The sequence below is a fragment of the Streptomyces barkulensis genome (assembly GCF_002843305.1).
GTDB classification, from domain to species: domain Bacteria; phylum Actinomycetota; class Actinomycetes; order Streptomycetales; family Streptomycetaceae; genus Streptomyces; species Streptomyces barkulensis.
Genome location: NZ_PGSG01000104.1, coordinates 22,932 through 39,155 on the forward strand (window position 1 = coordinate 22,932; position 16,224 = coordinate 39,155).

At 76.3% G+C, this 16,224-nt stretch carries 14 protein-coding genes; 4 read left to right on the forward strand and 10 right to left on the reverse strand.

The window, feature by feature from the left end; all coding sequences use genetic code 11:
- Window positions 1-4 precede the first annotated feature (4 nt).
- The 7 genes from CUT83_RS21380 to CUT83_RS21410 all read right to left on the reverse strand — a co-directional run bounded on the left by CUT83_RS21380 (window position 5) and on the right by CUT83_RS21410 (window position 9,367).
- On the reverse strand, window positions 5-1,270 hold the full coding sequence (locus CUT83_RS21380) for a glycosyltransferase (RefSeq protein WP_101257452.1): 1,266 nt from the start codon (window positions 1,268-1,270) through the stop codon (window positions 5-7).
- Window positions 1,271-1,346: 76 nt separating this feature from the next.
- Window positions 1,347-2,177 (reverse strand): polysaccharide deacetylase family protein, encoded by an 831-nt coding sequence (locus CUT83_RS21385; RefSeq protein WP_101257453.1) that lies wholly within the window; start codon window positions 2,175-2,177, stop codon window positions 1,347-1,349.
- On the reverse strand, window positions 2,167-3,939 hold the full coding sequence (locus CUT83_RS21390; protein WP_101257587.1) for a lipid II flippase MurJ: 1,773 nt from the start codon (window positions 3,937-3,939) through the stop codon (window positions 2,167-2,169). The genes CUT83_RS21385 and CUT83_RS21390 overlap by 11 nt, the downstream gene beginning before the upstream one ends.
- A complete protein-coding gene (locus CUT83_RS21395) occupies window positions 3,936-5,360 on the reverse strand; it encodes an O-antigen ligase family protein (RefSeq protein ID WP_101257454.1) in 1,425 nt (474 codons plus the stop codon). The genes CUT83_RS21390 and CUT83_RS21395 overlap by 4 nt, the downstream gene beginning before the upstream one ends.
- Window position 5,361: 1 nt before the next feature.
- Window positions 5,362-6,924 carry an exopolysaccharide biosynthesis polyprenyl glycosylphosphotransferase gene (locus tag CUT83_RS21400; protein WP_101257455.1) on the reverse strand — a complete coding sequence of 521 codons (1,563 nt, stop codon included), beginning with the start codon at window positions 6,922-6,924 and terminating at the stop codon, window positions 5,362-5,364.
- Entirely contained in the window at window positions 6,921-8,177 is a 1,257-nt protein-coding gene (locus CUT83_RS21405) for a glycosyltransferase family 4 protein (RefSeq protein ID WP_101257588.1), read from the reverse strand. The genes CUT83_RS21400 and CUT83_RS21405 overlap by 4 nt, the downstream gene beginning before the upstream one ends.
- 92 nt (window positions 8,178-8,269) lie before the next feature.
- Window positions 8,270-9,367, reverse strand: coding sequence for a hypothetical protein (locus CUT83_RS21410; RefSeq protein WP_173915127.1), 1,098 nt, complete (start codon window positions 9,365-9,367; stop codon window positions 8,270-8,272).
- A gap of 294 nt (window positions 9,368-9,661) precedes the next feature.
- Here CUT83_RS21410 and CUT83_RS21415 point away from each other — a divergent pair, with 294 nt between their 5' ends.
- Entirely contained in the window at window positions 9,662-10,057 is a 396-nt protein-coding gene (locus CUT83_RS21415) for a chaplin (protein ID WP_101257457.1), read from the forward strand.
- A gap of 71 nt (window positions 10,058-10,128) precedes the next feature.
- On the opposite strand, the gene CUT83_RS21420 is transcribed toward CUT83_RS21415, so the two are convergent.
- Window positions 10,129-10,539, reverse strand: a complete 411-nt coding sequence (locus tag CUT83_RS21420) for a hypothetical protein (protein WP_101257458.1) — start codon at window positions 10,537-10,539, stop codon at window positions 10,129-10,131.
- A gap of 94 nt (window positions 10,540-10,633) precedes the next feature.
- Here CUT83_RS21420 and CUT83_RS21425 point away from each other — a divergent pair, with 94 nt between their 5' ends.
- The 3 genes from CUT83_RS21425 to CUT83_RS21435 all read left to right on the forward strand — a co-directional run bounded on the left by CUT83_RS21425 (window position 10,634) and on the right by CUT83_RS21435 (window position 13,862).
- Window positions 10,634-11,515: a DUF72 domain-containing protein gene (locus tag CUT83_RS21425; RefSeq protein WP_101257459.1), complete on the forward strand. Its 882-nt coding sequence runs from the start codon at window positions 10,634-10,636 to the stop codon at window positions 11,513-11,515.
- Between the two features lie 7 nt (window positions 11,516-11,522).
- A complete protein-coding gene (locus CUT83_RS21430) occupies window positions 11,523-12,218 on the forward strand; it encodes an HhH-GDP family DNA glycosylase (protein WP_240958239.1) in 696 nt (231 codons plus the stop codon).
- Window positions 12,219-12,467: 249 nt separating this feature from the next.
- Window positions 12,468-13,862 (forward strand): transglycosylase family protein, encoded by a 1,395-nt coding sequence (locus CUT83_RS21435; protein ID WP_101257460.1) that lies wholly within the window; start codon window positions 12,468-12,470, stop codon window positions 13,860-13,862.
- Between the two features lie 84 nt (window positions 13,863-13,946).
- Here the strand turns inward: CUT83_RS21435 and CUT83_RS21440 are convergent, their stop codons facing one another.
- Together CUT83_RS21440 and CUT83_RS30495 are read right to left on the reverse strand one after the other, a co-directional pair.
- A complete protein-coding gene (locus CUT83_RS21440) occupies window positions 13,947-15,488 on the reverse strand; it encodes an FAD-dependent oxidoreductase (protein WP_101257461.1) in 1,542 nt (513 codons plus the stop codon).
- On the reverse strand, window positions 15,485-16,147 hold the full coding sequence (locus CUT83_RS30495; protein WP_194074726.1) for a hypothetical protein: 663 nt from the start codon (window positions 16,145-16,147) through the stop codon (window positions 15,485-15,487). The genes CUT83_RS21440 and CUT83_RS30495 overlap by 4 nt, the downstream gene beginning before the upstream one ends.
- Window positions 16,148-16,224: the final 77 nt, after the last annotated feature.

Below are 16,224 nucleotides of genomic sequence, written 5' to 3' on the forward strand. Positions count from 1 at the left end.
CGGGCTACCTCTTCGTCGTCGGGGCGGTCGGGGCGGTCGGGGTGGCGGATGCGGCCGGGACGACCGGGGCGGGCAGGGGCGTTACGGGGGCGCGTACGGCGGCAGGTGCGGCGGTGCCCGCGGCCGGACGCGCGGGGGCGCGGCCGTGGAGCTCCTCGTACAGGGCCATGAGCCGGTCCGCGCCGCGGGCCACGTCGTAGCGGCGCACGGCCTCGCAGACCGGGGCCCGGCGCCTGCCGGGCGGCACCGACGACGGCTCGCGCAGCGCCGCGACCAGGCTCGCGACCCCCGGCTCGATCCGGTGCGCCCCGGGGGCGTGGGAGCGCGGCAGCTCGTCGATGGCCGGGCAGGTCACATGGAGCACGGGCAGTCCGGCCGCCAGCGCCTCCAGCACGGCCAGCCCGAAGGCCTCCTCGGCCGACGGCGAGACGAACACGTCCATGGCGCTGAGCAGTCCGGGGATGTCCGGGCGGCCCTCGTGGCCGCCCGGCTCGGCCCCCACCGCTCCCCCGCACTCCCCCAGCAGCCGTACGCGGTCGGCGATACCGAGCCCGGCGGCCAGTTCGCGCAGCCTGCCGCGCTCCGGCCCGTCCCCGGCCAGGACCAGATGGGCCCCGGGGAGCTGTGCGACGGCCCGCACCGCGATGTCGAAGCGCTTGCCGGGCACCAGCCGTCCGACACCGCCGACCACCAGGGCGTGCGCGGGCAGTCCCAGGCGGGTGCGCACCGACGCGCGCACCACGGGGTCGAAGCGGAACCGGGCCGCGTCGATGCCGTTGGGGATGACCTTGATGCGGGAGCCGGGCACGCCCCAGCGGCGCAGCCGGGAGGCGACGGTGGTGGAGACCGCGACGGTCGCGGTGCCCATGCGCTCGGTCGCCAGGTACAGGGCGCGGGCGCCCTGGGTGAGCGGGCGGCCCTCGATCCGCCGCTCGCCCAGGGAGTGCTCGGTGGCGACCACCGTGCGCGTCCCGGCCAGCCGCGCCGCGATCCGCCCGTAGACGCAGGCCCGGTACAGATGGGTGTGGACGATGTCGTAGCGCCCGGCGCGGACGGTGTCCACCAGCCGCGGCAGGGCGGACAGGTCGCGGTTGCCGCGCATTCCCAGACGGGTGACGGCGGTGCCGTCGGCCTCGATGCCCTCGGCGACCGCGCCGGGGTTGGTCAGGGTGACGACGTCGCAGCACAGCGGCAGGTGGCGCAGCAGCAGCCGCAGTTGCTGCTCGGCGCCGCCCGCGCCGAGACCGGTGATGACGTGCAGCACTCTCATCGGTCCTCCTCTCCCACGCCGCGGTTCCGGGTCCGGGACCGCCTTCCGGGCGGGCTTCCCGTCCCGTGCGCCGCCGTCACCGTCCGGCCCCGGTGAGGGATCCGGCGGCCGGGGCGGTGGGGCCGCTGGGCAGGGCCCGGCGCCGCAGGGGGTGCAGCAGTCTCTTGGCGTACAGCCGCGTCGAGGTGTCCTCCTCGCCGATGTGGACGCGGGGCAGGGCGTGCAGACCGGTCAGCGGGCCGGGGTCGATGGCGCAGGCGTACGTGTAGCCCGCCGCGCGCACCGCCCGCACCGCGCGGTGGTCGACCGTGCCGTAGGGGTAGCAGAAGCCGTCCGCCCGGCGTCCGGTGACCTCCTCCAGCAGCTCGCGGCTGCCCCCGGTCTCCCGGCGCAGGGTCTCGTCGTCGGCGGCCGTCAGGTCGAGGTGGAGCAGCCCGTGGGAGCCGACCTCCATTCCGGCGCCGACCGCGGCACGGATCCCCGCCTCGGTCAGCAGCGGCTTGCGCGGGCCCAGCGGGTCCCACTCGTTGTCGCCGCCGAGCCTGCCGGGCAGGACGAACACGGTCGCGGTGCAGCCGTGGCGGCGCAGCAGCGGCACGGCCTCCCCGATGAAGTCGGCGTACCCGTCGTCGAAGGTCAGGCCCACCAGGCCCGCGCCGCGTCCGGCCGCTCTCTCCCGCAGCAGCTCGCCCACCCCCACGCCGCGCAGGCCGCGCCGCCGCAGCCAGCGCAGCTGGCGGTCCAGGCGGCCCGGCGAGACGGTGACGTCGTAGGGGTCCTCGGTGTGCTCGGCCACCGAGTGGTACATCAGCACCCAGGGGCGCACCGGCCGCAGCCGCGGCAGCGAGGCGGGGGGCACGGTCGGGGCGGGAGCGGGGGCGGTCGTGCGGGCAGGGTCAGCGGGCATGGCGGAACCTTCGTGTGACGGCGGTGAGGAGCTGCGGTACTTCTGGCGCCCGGACGGCGAGCGCGGCGGCGGTGAAGGCGGCCGGGACGGCCAGCGCCCCGGCGGCGGCGGCGGGAAGCGGGGAGGGCAGGAGCGGTGCGGCGGCCAGGCCGGCCGCGGTGGCCGCGGCGGCGGCCAGCGTCAGCCGGACCAGACCGGCCGCCACCGCGCGCACCCGGACGGGCAGGACGCGGGTGCGCAGACCGCACAGGAGCAGCAGCGCGGTGGTGGTGATCCCGGCGGCGTTGGCCGCGGCGATACCGTGGACGCCCCAGCGGGGGGCCGCCAGGGCGCCGGCCACGACGGTGAGCAGCAGGCCGGCGGCCATCGCGGCGGCCGGGTACCAGACGGGCCGGGCGGTGGCGAAGAACGGCCGCACCAGGGCGCCGGCCAGGCAGTGGCCGAGCAGTCCGGTGGCGTAGACGCGCATGACCGAGGCGGTGGCGGCGGTGTCCGCGGCTCCGAAGGCGCCCCGCTCGAAGAGGAGCTGGACGATCTGGGGGGCGTAGGCGATCACATACGCGGCCCCCAGCAGCACCACCGTCGCGGCCAGCACCAGATCACGCTCCACGCGCCGCCGGGCCCGCTCGGTCCGGCCGTCGGCCATGGCCCGGGCGACCAGGGGGAAGGTGACCGTGCACAGCAGCAGGGAGAAGGTCATGGGCAGTTGGGCGATCTTCTGCGCGTAGTTCAGGTGTGAGATCGCGCCGGGCGGCAGCCCGGAGGCCAGGAAGCGCTCGACGAGCACCTGCGACTGGCGGGAGAGGGCGAAGACGGCCACCGGCGCGACCACGCCCCAGCCCACCAGCGCCGCGGCGCGCGGGGGGCGTGCGGCGCGCGGGGGGCGTGCGGCGCGCGGGGGGCGTGCGGCGCGTACGGGCCGGCGCGCGCGCAGGGTTCCGGCGGCGCGGAGGTGCAGGCGCCGCCAGAACGCCGGGAGCTGGACCAGGACCATCGCCAGGCTGCCCGCGGCCACCCCGAACGCGGCGGCGCGCACCCCCCACCGGGCGTGCAGGCCCAGCACCACGGCGATGACGGTGATGTTGTACGCGCAGTAGATCGCCGCCGGGGGCGCGAAGCTGCGGTGGGCGCGCAGGGCCGCGCTGAAGTACCCGGCGGTTCCGAAGCCCAGCACGGTGACGGCCGTCAGCCGGGTGCAGTCCACCGCCAGGCCGGGGTCGGCCAGGCCGGGCGCGAGGGCGCCCACCAGCGGCGGCGCCAGCAGTGCCACGGCCGCGGCGGCGCACGCCAGTGCCAGGAGCAGCCGGGGAAGCGTGGCCGCCAGCAGCGCGCGCACCGGGTCGGCGGGGCCCGCGGGATCCTCCGGGAGGGCGCGGGCGTCCTTCCCGGTCTCGCGGACGGCGGCGCGGCGCGACAGCGCGAGGCTGAACGCCGGGACCAGCACCAGCGCCATGGCGTCCTCGATGAGGATCGTCGAGGCGAACTCCGGGACGGTCCAGGACACCAGGAACGCGTCCGTCTCGCTGCCCGCGCCGAACAGATGGGCGATGGTCTGGTCCCGCACCAGGCCGAAGAAGGAACCGGCGGCGGTGAGGACGGCGGTGGCCGCGGCGGCCCGGGCGACGAACCGCCTGCCCGGCGCGGAACCGGAACCGGGCGCGGAACCGGAGCCGGAACCGGGCGCGGGTGCGGCCGGGGAGGCGGAGGGTCCGGAGGGGGGCGGGGGCGCGCCGGTCACGCCGGTCGCGGTGCCGGCGCTCACCGTGCGCCCGCCTCCTTCGCGCCCCGCGCGCGGCCGCCGGCCACGCCGCCGACCGCCGCCGCGGGCGCCAGTGCCCACCAGGCGGCCAGGCCGAGTGCCACGGCGGTCAGCACCGTGGAGGGGCCCCCGATGTCGGCGTAGAGGAAGTCGACGCAGACCAGGACGAGCAGGCCGGTCGCGGCCAGGCCGCAGTCGGCCTCCCGCCCCGCCGCCCGCGCCCGCCGCAGCCGCCGCAGGCCCAGCACCAGCAGCGCGGCCCAGCCGCCCGTGACGGCGGCGGCGCCGGCCAGCCCCTGTTCGGCCAGGAGGAGCAGGTACATGTTGTGCGGGGACAGCAGGGGCTGGCGGTGGAAGTCCTGTCCGGCCCCGGCGGTGTCGCTCGCCGAGGACAGCGCGAGGGAGGCGTGGGAGTCGCGGTGCTCGGCGAAGCCCCTGGGGCCCACCCCGGTCAGCGGGTTCTCGCGCCAGATCCCCGCGGCGGCGGCCCACATGGTGTAGCGGTCGGTCACGGACTGGTCGGGCTCTCCGGCGACCTCGGTGATGCTGGCGGCGCGCTCGGCGACGAGGTCGCCGCCCACGCCGAACCCCCCGACCAGGACCACCGCGGCGGCCAGAACAACCGCCAGGGTGCGCAGGGCCGCCCGCAGCCCCGTCAGGAGCAGCACGGCCGTGCAGGCGGCGGCGGTGGAGATCCACGCCCCCCGGCTGAAGGAGAGGACCAGCGGCACCAGGAGCGCGGCGGCGGTGCCCAGCGCCGCCGGCCGCAGCCACCGGGGGGCCCCGGCCGGCGGGGCGAGCCCTGCGGCCAGGGCGACGACGACGCCGCAGGAGACGGCGGAGGCCATCCCCATGACGTCCGTCGGCCCGAAGGTGCCCACCGCCCGGACGTTCTCCCCGCGGTACGAGGCGCCGGTGCCGGTGAGGTACTGGTGGACGCCGACCGCGCCCTGCACCACGGCGACCGCCACCAGCGAGGCGGCGACCGCCCGGGTGTGCCGCGGCGAGCGCAGCGTGAGCACCAGGGCGGCCGGCACCAGGACGAACACCTGGAGCAGGCGGACGAAACCGGTGAGGCCGGCCGCGGGGTCCTGAGCCGTCACGGCCGCCAGCGCCAGACCGGCTGCCGGGGCCGCCAGGACGGCGGCTGCCGGGGCCGCCAGCGGGCGCGCGCGGGTGCGCAGCGCCCACGCGGCGCAGTACACGACCAGGACGCCCGAGGCGGCGTCGGCGAGGGTGGGGCCCGCGCCTCCCCCACCGGGTTCGCGGTACGCGGGCACGCACACCAGCACAACGGTGGCGAGTGCCGGCAGCACCGGCCGGTGGGCGGCCACCGCCTTCGCGAGGCGGGCCCCGGGCTGTGCGGGCTCTGTGCCGGCCGCGCCGGCCGTGGTGGCCGTGGTGACCGTGGTGGCCGTCGTCACCTCAGCTGCCCCCGAGCCGGAGGACGGAGCCCGCGGTGCGCAGCAGGATCGAGACGTCCTGCCACAGCGACCAGGTCTCGATGTAGTGGTTGTCGAACCGCGCCCGGTCCTCGATGGAGGTGTCGCCGCGCAGTCCGTGCACCTGGGCCAGCCCGGTGATCCCGGCGGGCATCCGGTGGCGGGCCGCGTAGCCGGGGTGGAGCCGGCTGAAGTGCTGGACGAAGTAGGGGCGTTCGGGCCGCGGCCCGACCAGGCTCATGTCACCGCGCAGCACGTTGAACAGCTGGGGCAGCTCGTCGAGCGAGGTGCGGCGCAGCACATGTCCGACCGTGCTCATCCGGCGGTCGTCGGCGACGTTCCAGCGCGTCGCCGACTCGTGCTCGTCACGGGGGCGCAGGGTGCGGAACTTCAGGACGGTGAACGGGCGTCCGCCCAGCCCGATCCGCTCCTGACGGAAGATCACCCCGGGCCCGTCGGCGATCCGGACGGCGAGCGCGCAGGCCAGCAGCACCGGGGCGGCGGCCAGCAGAGCCGCGGCGGCCACGGCGACGTCCAGGGCGCGCTTGCCGCGCGGTCCGGCCCGGTGGTGCCGGGGCCGCGGGTCCAGGCGGCGGCAGGGGAAGCCCCACAGGTGCTCGACCGTACGTCCGCCGGCGCCGGGGACGGCGGCGGCCGGGTGTGCGGCCGGGGATGCCGCGCCGACCACCCACACGGTGCAGTCCAGGTCCGTGAAGACCGGTACGAGCGCCGCGGCCTCCGGGTCCGTGCCGGGGTCGCGGGTGAACACCGCGTCGCGCACGGCGTTCTGGATGGCGGCGCGGACGATGTCCTCGCGTCCGGTGAGCACCGGTACCGAGACGCCCTCGGCCAGTGCCGCGTCGGCCGGTTCTCCTCCCGGCTCGACCACCCCGACCGGGCGCATCCCGTACTCGGGGTGCTCGTACAGGGCGGTGGTGACGCGCCGTCCCGCCTCCCCGGTGCCGATCACCAGGGCGGAGCGCGGTCTGCGGCGTCCGGCACGGCGGCGCGCCAGGTGGACGGCGCCGCGTGCGACGCAGGCCAGGGCCGTGTGGGCGGCCACAGCGGCCACGAGGAGCGTCCAGCCCGGGGCGTTCCCCTCCCGGATCGCGGCCGGGATCGCGGCGGCCGCGCACCAGGCGGCGGCCGTACGGCCGAGCAGGGCGGGCAGTTCGCCGAGCGCGGTTGGCGCCAGGGCGATGCGGTAGAGGCCGGCGCGGGCGTTGAGCGGCACCAGGACGGCCAGCAGGACGGCGCACAGCACCGCGGCCGCGAGTACCCCCTCGCCTCCGCCCGCTCCGGGCGCTCCGGGCGCCGCGGTCACGGCGGTCACGGCGGCGGCCGCCGCGACCGCGGCGAGGCAGTCGGCCGCCGCGAGGAGGGCGGCGGCGCGGCGGCGGTGCGGGTTGCCGCGCAGAGCCGGCGGCAGCGGCCGGTGCGCCGGTGAGCGCGGCGGGCCGACATGGGCCGCCGTGGTGCGGGGCTTGGGCCCCGGCAGGGGCAGGACCCGGCTCGGGTTGGATGTCCCGGTGTTGTCCGTGGTCATCGCCTGATGTGCTCCCTGGTATCGGGGTGGAGATCGGGATGGGGACGGGATGGGGGTCCGGCGGCCGGCCGGGGAAGGCGGCCGGCCGGGGCGGGGGCCGGCGGGCGGGTCCGCCGGCGGCCGGGCGCGGCGGCGGACCGCTCGGCCAGCACCTCGGCGTACAGCCGCGCGACCCGCTCGGCCGTGTGCCGTACGTCGTGGAAGGCCCGGACGTGTTCGGCGGCCAGCAGCCCCAGGTCGTGCCGGAGCGGCGGGTCGGCCAGCAGCGAGGCCAGCGCGCGGGCCAGGGCGCGGGGGTCCTCCGGCGGGACCAGGAAGTCGGCGGCGCGGCCCGGCGGGAGGCTCTCGGCCGCACCGGTCACTGCGGTCGCCACCACCGGGCGGCCGCAGGCCATCGCCTCCAGCGGGACGAGCGCCATCCCCTCCCAGCGGGAGGGCAGCACCACCGCGTCGGCCGCCGCGTACCAGGCCGCCGTGTCCTGTGCCGCACCGGCGAACAGCACCCCCGCGGGCGCCGCCGAGGCCAGTTCCCGGCGCGACGGGCCGTCGCCGACCAGGACCAGCCGGGCGCCGGGGACGCGGGCGGCGACCTCGGGCCAGGCCCGCAGCAGCACGTCCTGCCCCTTCTGCCGGCACAGCCTGCCGACGCAGACGGCCAGGGGGGCGTGCGGCGGCACTCCGGCGAGCGCGGGCAGGGCGGTGCGCGCGCGGGCGCGGGCGGCTTCGTCCGCCGGGCGGAAGCGGCCGGTGTCCACGCCGTTGTGGACCACCGCCCAGCGGGCGCGCACCCCCGACGCCTCGCCGTGCCGCAGTTCGTCGCCGGCCACGCACAGCACGCGGTCCGCCCAGCGGGCCGCCAGCCGCTCCCAGTACAGGGCCAGCCGGGCGGTCGTCCCGCCGACGGCGTCGAAGGACCAGGCGTGCGGCTGGTGGACGGTGGGGACGCGGCCCCGCAGGGCCAGCCGCAGGGCCAGCCCCGCCTTGGCGCTGTGCGTGTGCACCAGATCGGGACGGACGCGCCGCACCAGCCGGGCGGCCCGTACGGCCTCGCCGTACAGGCCCGGTCCCGGTTCGCGCAGCGCCGGCCAGTCGGCCACCTCCGCGCCGGCCGCGGCGGCGTCCCTGCCCAGCGCGCCGCCGGGCGGGCAGGCCACCACGGCGCGCGTTCCCTCCGCGGTCTGGGCGCGGACCAGGTCGGTGACGACCCTGGCCACCCCGCCGTCCACGGGCTGGGACAGGTGCAGCACCGTCATGGGAACCGCTTGCCGGTCGTTGTGGGACACGCGTGAACTCCCCATTCGCCGAAGCTTTCTGACGTCGCGCCGAGGGCGCCGGTCCGCGGCTCTCAGCGGCGTGCGTCGACCTGCAGGAAGAGCGCTCCGAGCTGGTAGCCCTCGTCGCGGGTGGTGAAGCGGAACGTCAGCGAGTCGCCGCCGCGCACCAGCGCGGGGGTGATGCCGTGAACGTCGGAGTCGTAGCCCAGCGTGTCGGGGTACGCGGGCACGCGGCGGGGCGCGGGGCGGCCGTGGTCGGTGATCGTGGAGTTCATGGGGTCGTCGGCGGGGTTGGCCGCGTCGCGCACCCGGTGGGCGGGTGCGGTCCCGGTGCCCACCGTCAGCGTCTCCCCGCCCCGGCCGCGGTCGCCGTCGTACGCCACCACGCCCGCGGCGCCGGACGCCCCGGGCGGCACCGGCAGGGCCTCGGCGGTGATCTCGAGGGCGCCCCTGGAGGGGGTCATGGCCTCGTAGCCGTCCATGAGCACCAGATGGCGCAGCGGTTCCCCGGGGTGGGCGTAGGCGGCCACCAGCGTCCAGCCGCCCCAGGCGCCGGCGGGCGAGCGGCCCGCGGCGACGTTGAGCTGGGCGACGGTGTAGGAGCCGCCGCCGGACCGTGCGACCAGGCCGGTGACGTCGGCGGACGCGGTGTACCCGTCCATGACGCCGGTACGGCGGTGGCCGACGACGGTGTCGGCGAGGACCTCCTTGTACCGGCCGCCCGGCTCGGCGATCAGCACCCGTCCGTTGTCCTCGGGGGGCTTCTGCTCGCCGACCCGGAGGTTGCCGCCCCAGTACAGCCGGGCGTAGGTGACGCGCGCCCCGGCGGGCAGACGCAGTTCCGCTCCGCTGGAGTTGTAGGTGTTGGGGTCGTCGTCGATGTCGACGTAGGTCATCTCGTAGTCGCCGTTGTTCCCCTTCGCCGCGCCCTTCCGGGCCGGTGCGCACGGCGGCGTGCCGGGGGTGGCGGGGGTGAGGCAGGTGGCGGCCGAGTTGGCGGCGCGCACGATGCCGCCGTGCTGTGTGGCGCGGTACCGCTCCCCGAACGGGATGCGCGGCGCCTCGCCGGGCGCGGGCGCGGCCGCGGTCGGCGGCAGCGCCATCGCCAGGGCCGCGGCTGCCAGTGCGCACAGCACTCCTCGGCTGGTGAGCCCCAGGGAAACACGCATGGACTTTCTCCGATCGATACCGTTCAAATCGGAGCAAACCATGGCAGATGCGCGCACCTCCGCCGGAGGTGACGCGCGGGGGTTGCGCCGAGCGTGTGACCGCCCGGATCAGCCTCCGGCGCGTACGGCATCCGCTTGCGGCGGTACGGCCCACAGGAGAGCACCGGAACGGTGATCCCGCTGGGCCCTCCGGGTGGTCCTGCGCATCACCCCTGTTGGGCCGCCTCCGGACAGGACAACCCATTCACAGCCCGGATCGACCACGGTTCGAAGAATCCCGAAAGGAGAACGGCGATGATGCGTATCGCCAAGACCGCCGCGATCGCCGCGGCCGCCTGCGCCCTGGTTCTCGGCGGCGCGGGAGCCGCCTCTGCCGGCGGAGACCAGCCCGGCGGTCACAAGGGCGGTCACAAGAAGGAGCAGAGGAAGGACGACGGGAAGAAGAACGACGGCAAGGGCCACGGGAAGGACCGGAGGAAGGACCACCGCAAGGGCGGGGACGACCGCCGCGGCGGTCACGGCGGAGACGGCGGCGCCTCCGCCGAGGCGGTGGCCTTCGGTTCCCCCGGTGTCCTCAGCGGCAACGTGGTGCAGGTCCCGGTCGACTTCGACCTCAACTTCTGCGGCAACCAGCTGACCGTTCTGGGCGCGCTGAACTCGTCCTCCGGGAACGTCTGCGTCAACGAGTGATCCGGCGCCTCCGCCCCGCCGAGCCGGTGGGGCGGAGGCGTTTCGGCTCCGGGGGCGTCCCGTGAGGGCGCTCAGGGGCCGCCTTCCTCCTCCTGCTCCCGCACCGCGTCCCGCTCCCCCGCCGCGTCGCGCGGCAGGTTGCGGCCGGCCGGCGGGTCCACCTCCACCGGCGGGGTCCAGGGGCCGCGCTCCACGGTCTCGCCCGGCTGCATCCCCGGGGTCGGCCCCGCGGCGATCTCGGGCTGCTCCATGTCGCCGGCGGCCACGGCGTGCACATCGCCCCTGCCCAGCGGGGAGGCTCCCGGTTCCTCCTCGCCGCCGGGCTCCCAGTGGTCCTCGCCCGTGCCCGTGTCCTCGCCGCTTTGGGGCCGCTCCTGGCCCGGGCCGTACGTGGCGTTGCCCGGGTTCCGCATCCGCTCGGCCTCCTCGGCGATCTCGCGGGCGCGCCGCTCCCTGTCCGTGCCCTCGTCCTCACCGGACATGGCCTCGCTCCTCTCCACGGGGCCCGGAGCCCGGGAATCCCCGAATGCTTCCTGACGGCGGATCTCGCCGACGCGGCGCGGGTACCCGGCGGCCATGGGAAACATTCTGGTCGGCACCTGCTCGTGGACGGACCCCTCGCTGGTCGGCAGCGGGTGGTACCCCTCCTCGGCCGAGGGCGCGGAGGGGCGGCTGCGGCACTACGCCGGGCGTTTCGGCCTGGTCGAGGTGGACTCGACGTACTACGGGCTGCCCAGCACGCGCAACAGCCGGCTGTGGGCCGAGCGCACTCCCGACGGGTTCGTCTTCGACGTCAAGGCGTTCTCCCTGCTCACCGGCCACTCCACCCGGGTCGGCTCGCTTCCGGCGCAGCTGCGCCCGGCCGGCGCCCCCGCGAACGCCCGGGTGCGGGCCGAAGCGCTGGGGCCGGCGGTCGTGGAGGAGGTGTGGCGGCGCTTCTCCGATGCGCTGGAGCCGCTTCGCGCGGCCGGGCGGCTGGGCGCGGTGCTGATGCAGTTCCCGCCGTCGCTGCGGCCCGGGCCCGGCGCGGAGGCGTTCCTGGAGCGGTGCCTGGGGCGCGCGGGCGCACTGGGGTGGCGCACGGCGGTGGAGTTCCGCGACCCGCGCTGGTACGCGCCCGCGTACCGCGCGGACACCGCCGACCTGGCCAAGCGCCACGGCGCGGCGCTGGTCGCGGTGGACACCGCACGCGGCCTGCCCGCGTCCGTGCCACCGGTCGCCGCCGCGACCGCGCCACAGCTGTCGGTGGTCCGCTTCCACGGCCGCAGCCCGCACTGGGGCACGGGTTCCAAGGAGGACTCCTACCGGCACCGCTACACCGGGGAGGAGCTGGCCGAGTGGGTTCCGCGGATACGGGCGCTGGCGGAGCGGACCGACCGGGTGCACGTGCTGTTCAACAACTGCTGCGGCGACGCGGCCGTCCGCGCCGCCGAGGCGATGAGCGAGCTGTTGGGGTGATGCGGCCATGACCGAGCCGGGCGGGAAGAGGAACGCGCGGGCGGGCGCGGGCCGGCGCGCGGGTTCACGCGAGCGCGACGCCGCCGTGGTGCGCGCGCTGCTGGAACTCCACGGCCGCACGTATGCGCGGGAGGCGGGCATCCGGCTGCGGAACACCCCCGTTCCGCTGTACCGGCTGCTGGTGCTCTCACTGCTGCTGAGCGCCCGCATCCGGGCCGACACCGCGGTCTCCGCGGCCCGCGCCCTGTTCGACGCCGGGCTGGGCGACGCACGGAGCATGGCCGAGTCGGCCTGGCAGCGGCGGGTGGACGCCCTGGGCGCGGGCGGCTACCGGCGGTACGACGAGCGGACGGCCACCCAGCTCGGCGACGGCGCGGAGCTGCTCCTCCAGCGCTACCGTGGGGACCTGCGCGGGCTGCGTGAGGAGAGCGGGGTGGGCGAGCGGCTCCAGCGCTTCCCCGGCATCGGGCCGGCCGGGGCCGACATCTTCCTGCGCGAAGCCCAGGGCGTCTGGCCGGAGTTCGCCCCGTACCTCGACCGCAGGACCCGCGAGGGCGCGCAGCGGCTGGGGCTGGCCGCCTCGTCCCGGGAGCTGGCACGGCTGGTGCCCCGGGAGGAACTGCCCCGGCTGGCCGCGGGGCTGGTGCGCGTCGCCCTCGACCGGAAGGCCGCCGACGAGGTGCTCGCCGCGGCGGAGGCGTGAGTTCACTTTTCCTTTCCGCGTCGTTTCCGTTCTGCAGCGCGCTGTTTCCGCGCCGTTCTGCGCCGTCCCGCGCGGTGCTGTGCCGCCCTGCGCCGTGCTGTGCCGTTCCCGGGGCTTTCACGGTGAGCGCCGGAGGCCGGCTCTTGCCGTCCTGCGGAAAGCGTGTCTATCTTTGGCGCGCTCGCCAACGCAATTACGTGAAAGCTCAACTGACGGACCGCCGGATACGGCGTAGGGGAGGGACCGGCTGTGGCCGGAAAAGGGCGTCATCGCCGTTACAAGCCCAACGCGGTTTCCCGCGCGTCGCTGACCGTCACCGCGGGAGGGGCCGGAATCGCCATCCCGCTGATCGGGGCCACCGCCGCCCACGCCACGCCCGAGGAGATCTGGAACAAGGTCGCCGCGTGCGAGAGCAGCGGGAACTGGAATATCAACTCCGGTAACGGTTTCTTCGGCGGTTTACAGTTCAAGCAGAGCACCTGGCAGGAATTCGGCGGTACCGCCTACGCCCCGCGCGCCGATCTCGCCACCAGGGACGAGCAGATAGCCGTCGCCGAGCGGGTGCTCGACGGGCAGGGCCCGGCCGCCTGGCCGGTGTGCTCGTCCCAAGCCGGTCTGACCTGGGAGCACCGGGGCTCCGGCACCACGGCGGAGACCCCCTCCGAGACCGCCTCCGGGACGGAGGGCAACCAGCCCCGTACCCAGACGCAGGCACAGGCGCAGGTGCGGGCACAGACACGGGCCGAGACCTCGAAACCGGCCGCGAAACCCGCCGACAAGCCCTCCGACAAGCCCTCCGACAGCGGTCGGACCCATGTGGTGGCGGGCGGCGACACCCTCTCCGGGATAGCCGACGAGCACGATGTGCGCGGCGGCTGGCAGGCGCTGTACGAGCGCAACCGCACGGTCGTGGGCGGCGACCCGGATCTGATCTTCCCCGGGCAGCGGCTCAGCCTCCAGCAGGGCGGTGCGGCCCGGACGCCGCAGGACGACGCGCCCGGCCGGAGCACCACCGTGCCCCGGCAGAAGGACGCGCCGAAGGCCGGGGAGAAGCCGAAGGAGCAGGAGGGACCAAAGGCACAGGCCAAGCCCGAGGTCCGGGAGAAGCCGAAGGAGCAGGCCAAGCCCGAGGAGAAGACGGAGTCCCGGGAGAAGCCCCGGGAGAAGCCGCGGGAGAAGATCAAGGCGCAGACCGAGCCCGAGCGGGCCGAGCGCAAGAGCTCCAAGACACAGGCCTCCGGTTACGCCGCGCCCATCAGCGGCGTCTCGCCCACCACCGCGTACCGCCAGTCGGGCAGCGGCTGGTCCAGCGGCTACCACACCGGCATCGACTTCCCCGTCTCCACGGGCACCTCGGTGCAGTCCGTCAGCCGCGGGCAGGTCGTCTCGGCCGGCTGGGGCGGCGCGTACGGCTATCAGGTGGTCATCCGGCACTCCGACGGCCGCTACAGCCAGTACGCCCATCTGTCGGCGATCTCCGTGCGCTCCGGCCAGCAGGTCAACGCAGGCCAGCGGATCGGGCGTTCGGGATCCACCGGCAACAGCACCGGCCCCCATCTGCACTTCGAGATCCGCACCGGCCCCGGCTACGGCTCCGACATCGACCCGCTGGCCTATCTGCGCGCCAACGGCGTGCGCATCTGATCCGCGCGCATCCGCCTTCCGCCCCGTCCCGCCCGGCACCGTGCCGGGCAGGGCGGGACGGGGCAGGGCGGGACGGGGCGGCCGTCACCCGATGTCGCGCCGCTCCAGCGGGTGGGTCGCGGGGCCCTGGATCACCGAACCGTCCGGGGCGAAGCGCGAGCCGTGGCACGGGCACTCCCAGGCCAGTTCCGCGTCGTTGAAGTGGACCAGGCAGCCCAGGTGGGTACAGCGGGCCGAGACGGCGTGCAGTTGTCCGCCGGCGTCGCGGTGGACGGCGCAGCGGCTCCCGCCGATCCGCACGACCGCGCCGTCGCCGGGGGCGATGTCGTCGACGGAGTCGGCGTGGGAGGGGCGCAGCCGGTCGCCGACGAAGTGCTTGGCGACGCCTGCCTGCAGGCCCAGCAGCGAGGGCGCGTCGCGGAAGCCGGGCAGCCGCCGGGGGTCGTACAGCTTCGCCCAGGCCGGCAGGTCGCCGCCGGTGACGTACCGGGCGAGCAGCCGGCCCGCCAGCACCCCGCTCGCCATCCCCCAGCCGCCGAAGCCGGTGGCCACGTAGGTGTGGCGCGCGCCGGGGTGGAACGGCCCGATGTACGGCACCCGGTCGGTTGAGCTGTTGTCCTGGGTGGCCCAGCGGTGGACGATCCGGGTGCCGGGGAAGCGCTCGCGCGTCCAGTCCTCCAGCCTCCCGAAGCGCTCGGTGACGTCGGCCGTGCCGGGCAGGAACTTCTCACCGGTGACGATCAGGAGCCGCTGCCCGTCCCCGTGGGGCGCGGTGCGCACCGAGCGGGTGTCGTTCTCGGGGGTCAGGTACATCCCGGCCGGGTCCCGCTCGGCGGGGATCGCGGCGGCGACGACCAGTTCACGGTGCGGCTCCAGCCGGGAGAACAGCAGCGCGCGGTCGAAGACGGGGTAGTGGGTGGCCACGACGACGGCGTTCGCGGTGACCGTGGCGCCGTTCTCGGCGGTCACCGTGCACGGTTCGCCCTCCTTCAGGTTCACCACCCGGGTGCGCTCGGCGATCCGCCCGCCGCGCCGCACCAGGTCGTCCGCGAGCGCCAGGAGGAACTTGCGCGGGTGGAACTGCGCCTGGTCGGCCACGCGTACCGCGCCCCGGACGGGGAAGGGCAGACCGGTCTCGGTGACGTAGGCGGCGGGCAGGCCGGCCTCGGCGGCGGCCTCGGCCTCGGCCCGCAGCTTCCGGGCCGTCTCCTCGGACTCGGCCCAGGTGTAGGCGGGCACGCGCTCCAGCTCGCAGTCCACGTCCAGCTCGGCGGCGGTCGCGGCCAGGTGCCCGATCGCGTCCTGCTGGGAGAGCGCGTACATCCGGGCGCCGTCGGCGCCGTGCTTGCTCCGCAGCTCGTCGTAGACCATGCCGTGCAGGGCGCTGACCTTGGCGGTGGTGTGGCCGGTGACCCCGGCGGCGATCCGGTCGGCCTCCACGACGGTGACCCGGCGGCCGGCGCGGGCGAGCTCCCAGGCGGTGCACAGGCCCGCGATGCCGCCGCCGACCACCACGACGTCGGTGTCGGTGCCGCTGCCGGGCTCCAGCGGCGGGTGGGCGGCCTCGGGGGTGACGGGTGCGGTCGCCAGCCAGTACGACTCGTTGTCGGCAGGGGAAGCGCTCACGGCCGGCGGCTCCTTCCGGGCTCGGGACGCACGCCGGTCCCCTCGCCCTCGCCGGACGGGCCGACCTCGCCCACGCCCTCGGGCGGGCCGGTCCGCCCGGCCTCCTCCTCGCCCCTGAGCTGGCCGACGTCGCGGTCCTCCTCCACGGTGTGGACGGCCGACTCCTCCGGGGACAGCCCCTCGGCCGCGGACTCGTGGGAGAACACGTCCTGGTTGGCGGGCCGCTCTCCGAGGGGGTCGTCGCTGAGCTGGCCGGTCTCGTCCTCCGGGGGGCCGGAGGCCCGGGAGGTCTCGCCCACGTCGGGCTCCTCCTCGGCCAGCCGGTCGCCCAGGGGCTTGCCCTCCAGCTGCTCGGAGTAGGTGGTGCCCCACTCCTCGGCGGCCACCGGGCGCTCGCCGGGCACGGGCATCTGCTGCGGGTCGTTCGCCCACTCCTGCTCGGGCATGCCGTTCTGCAGGTCGGGGATGCCCTCGTCCTCGGGGCGGCCGCCCGGGTCGTAGGGGGCGTCCAGTGCCGAGTCGCCGGGGCTGGGACCGGTGGCGGGTTCCCCCTCGGGGGGCAGGCCGGGGGTCTCGTCGTCGTTGACGGTGGCGTCCTCTTCGGCCAGTTCGGGCCTGCTCTCGTCGCCCGCCGCGGTGGGCTCGTTCTCGTCAGCCATGGTCGGTCTCCCTCCGGGTCCCGGTGTCGGTCAGGGGCGCGCACGCGTCGGTGATCCGGTCGGCTCTCATCGACCCG

Bases quoted from the DNA above. Each gene is read 5' to 3' on its own strand.
- CUT83_RS21380 (WP_101257452.1), bottom strand. From the start codon at position 1,270: ATGAGAGTGCTGCACGTCATCACCGGTCTCGGCGCGGGCGGCGCCGAG.
- CUT83_RS21385 (WP_101257453.1), bottom strand. From the start codon at position 2,177: ATGCCCGCTGACCCTGCCCGCACGACCGCCCCCGCTCCCGCCCCGACC.
- CUT83_RS21400 (WP_101257455.1), bottom strand. From the start codon at position 6,924: ATGACCACGGACAACACCGGGACATCCAACCCGAGCCGGGTCCTGCCC.
- CUT83_RS21405 (WP_101257588.1), bottom strand. From the start codon at position 8,177: ATGACGGTGCTGCACCTGTCCCAGCCCGTGGACGGCGGGGTGGCCAGG.
- CUT83_RS21410 (WP_173915127.1), bottom strand. From the start codon at position 9,367: ATGCGTGTTTCCCTGGGGCTCACCAGCCGAGGAGTGCTGTGCGCACTG.
- CUT83_RS21415 (WP_101257457.1), top strand. From the start codon at position 9,662: ATGATGCGTATCGCCAAGACCGCCGCGATCGCCGCGGCCGCCTGCGCC.
- CUT83_RS21420 (WP_101257458.1), bottom strand. From the start codon at position 10,539: ATGTCCGGTGAGGACGAGGGCACGGACAGGGAGCGGCGCGCCCGCGAG.
- CUT83_RS21425 (WP_101257459.1), top strand. From the start codon at position 10,634: ATGGGAAACATTCTGGTCGGCACCTGCTCGTGGACGGACCCCTCGCTG.
- CUT83_RS21430 (WP_240958239.1), top strand. From the start codon at position 11,523: ATGACCGAGCCGGGCGGGAAGAGGAACGCGCGGGCGGGCGCGGGCCGG.
- CUT83_RS30495 (WP_194074726.1), bottom strand. From the start codon at position 16,147: ATGGCTGACGAGAACGAGCCCACCGCGGCGGGCGACGAGAGCAGGCCC.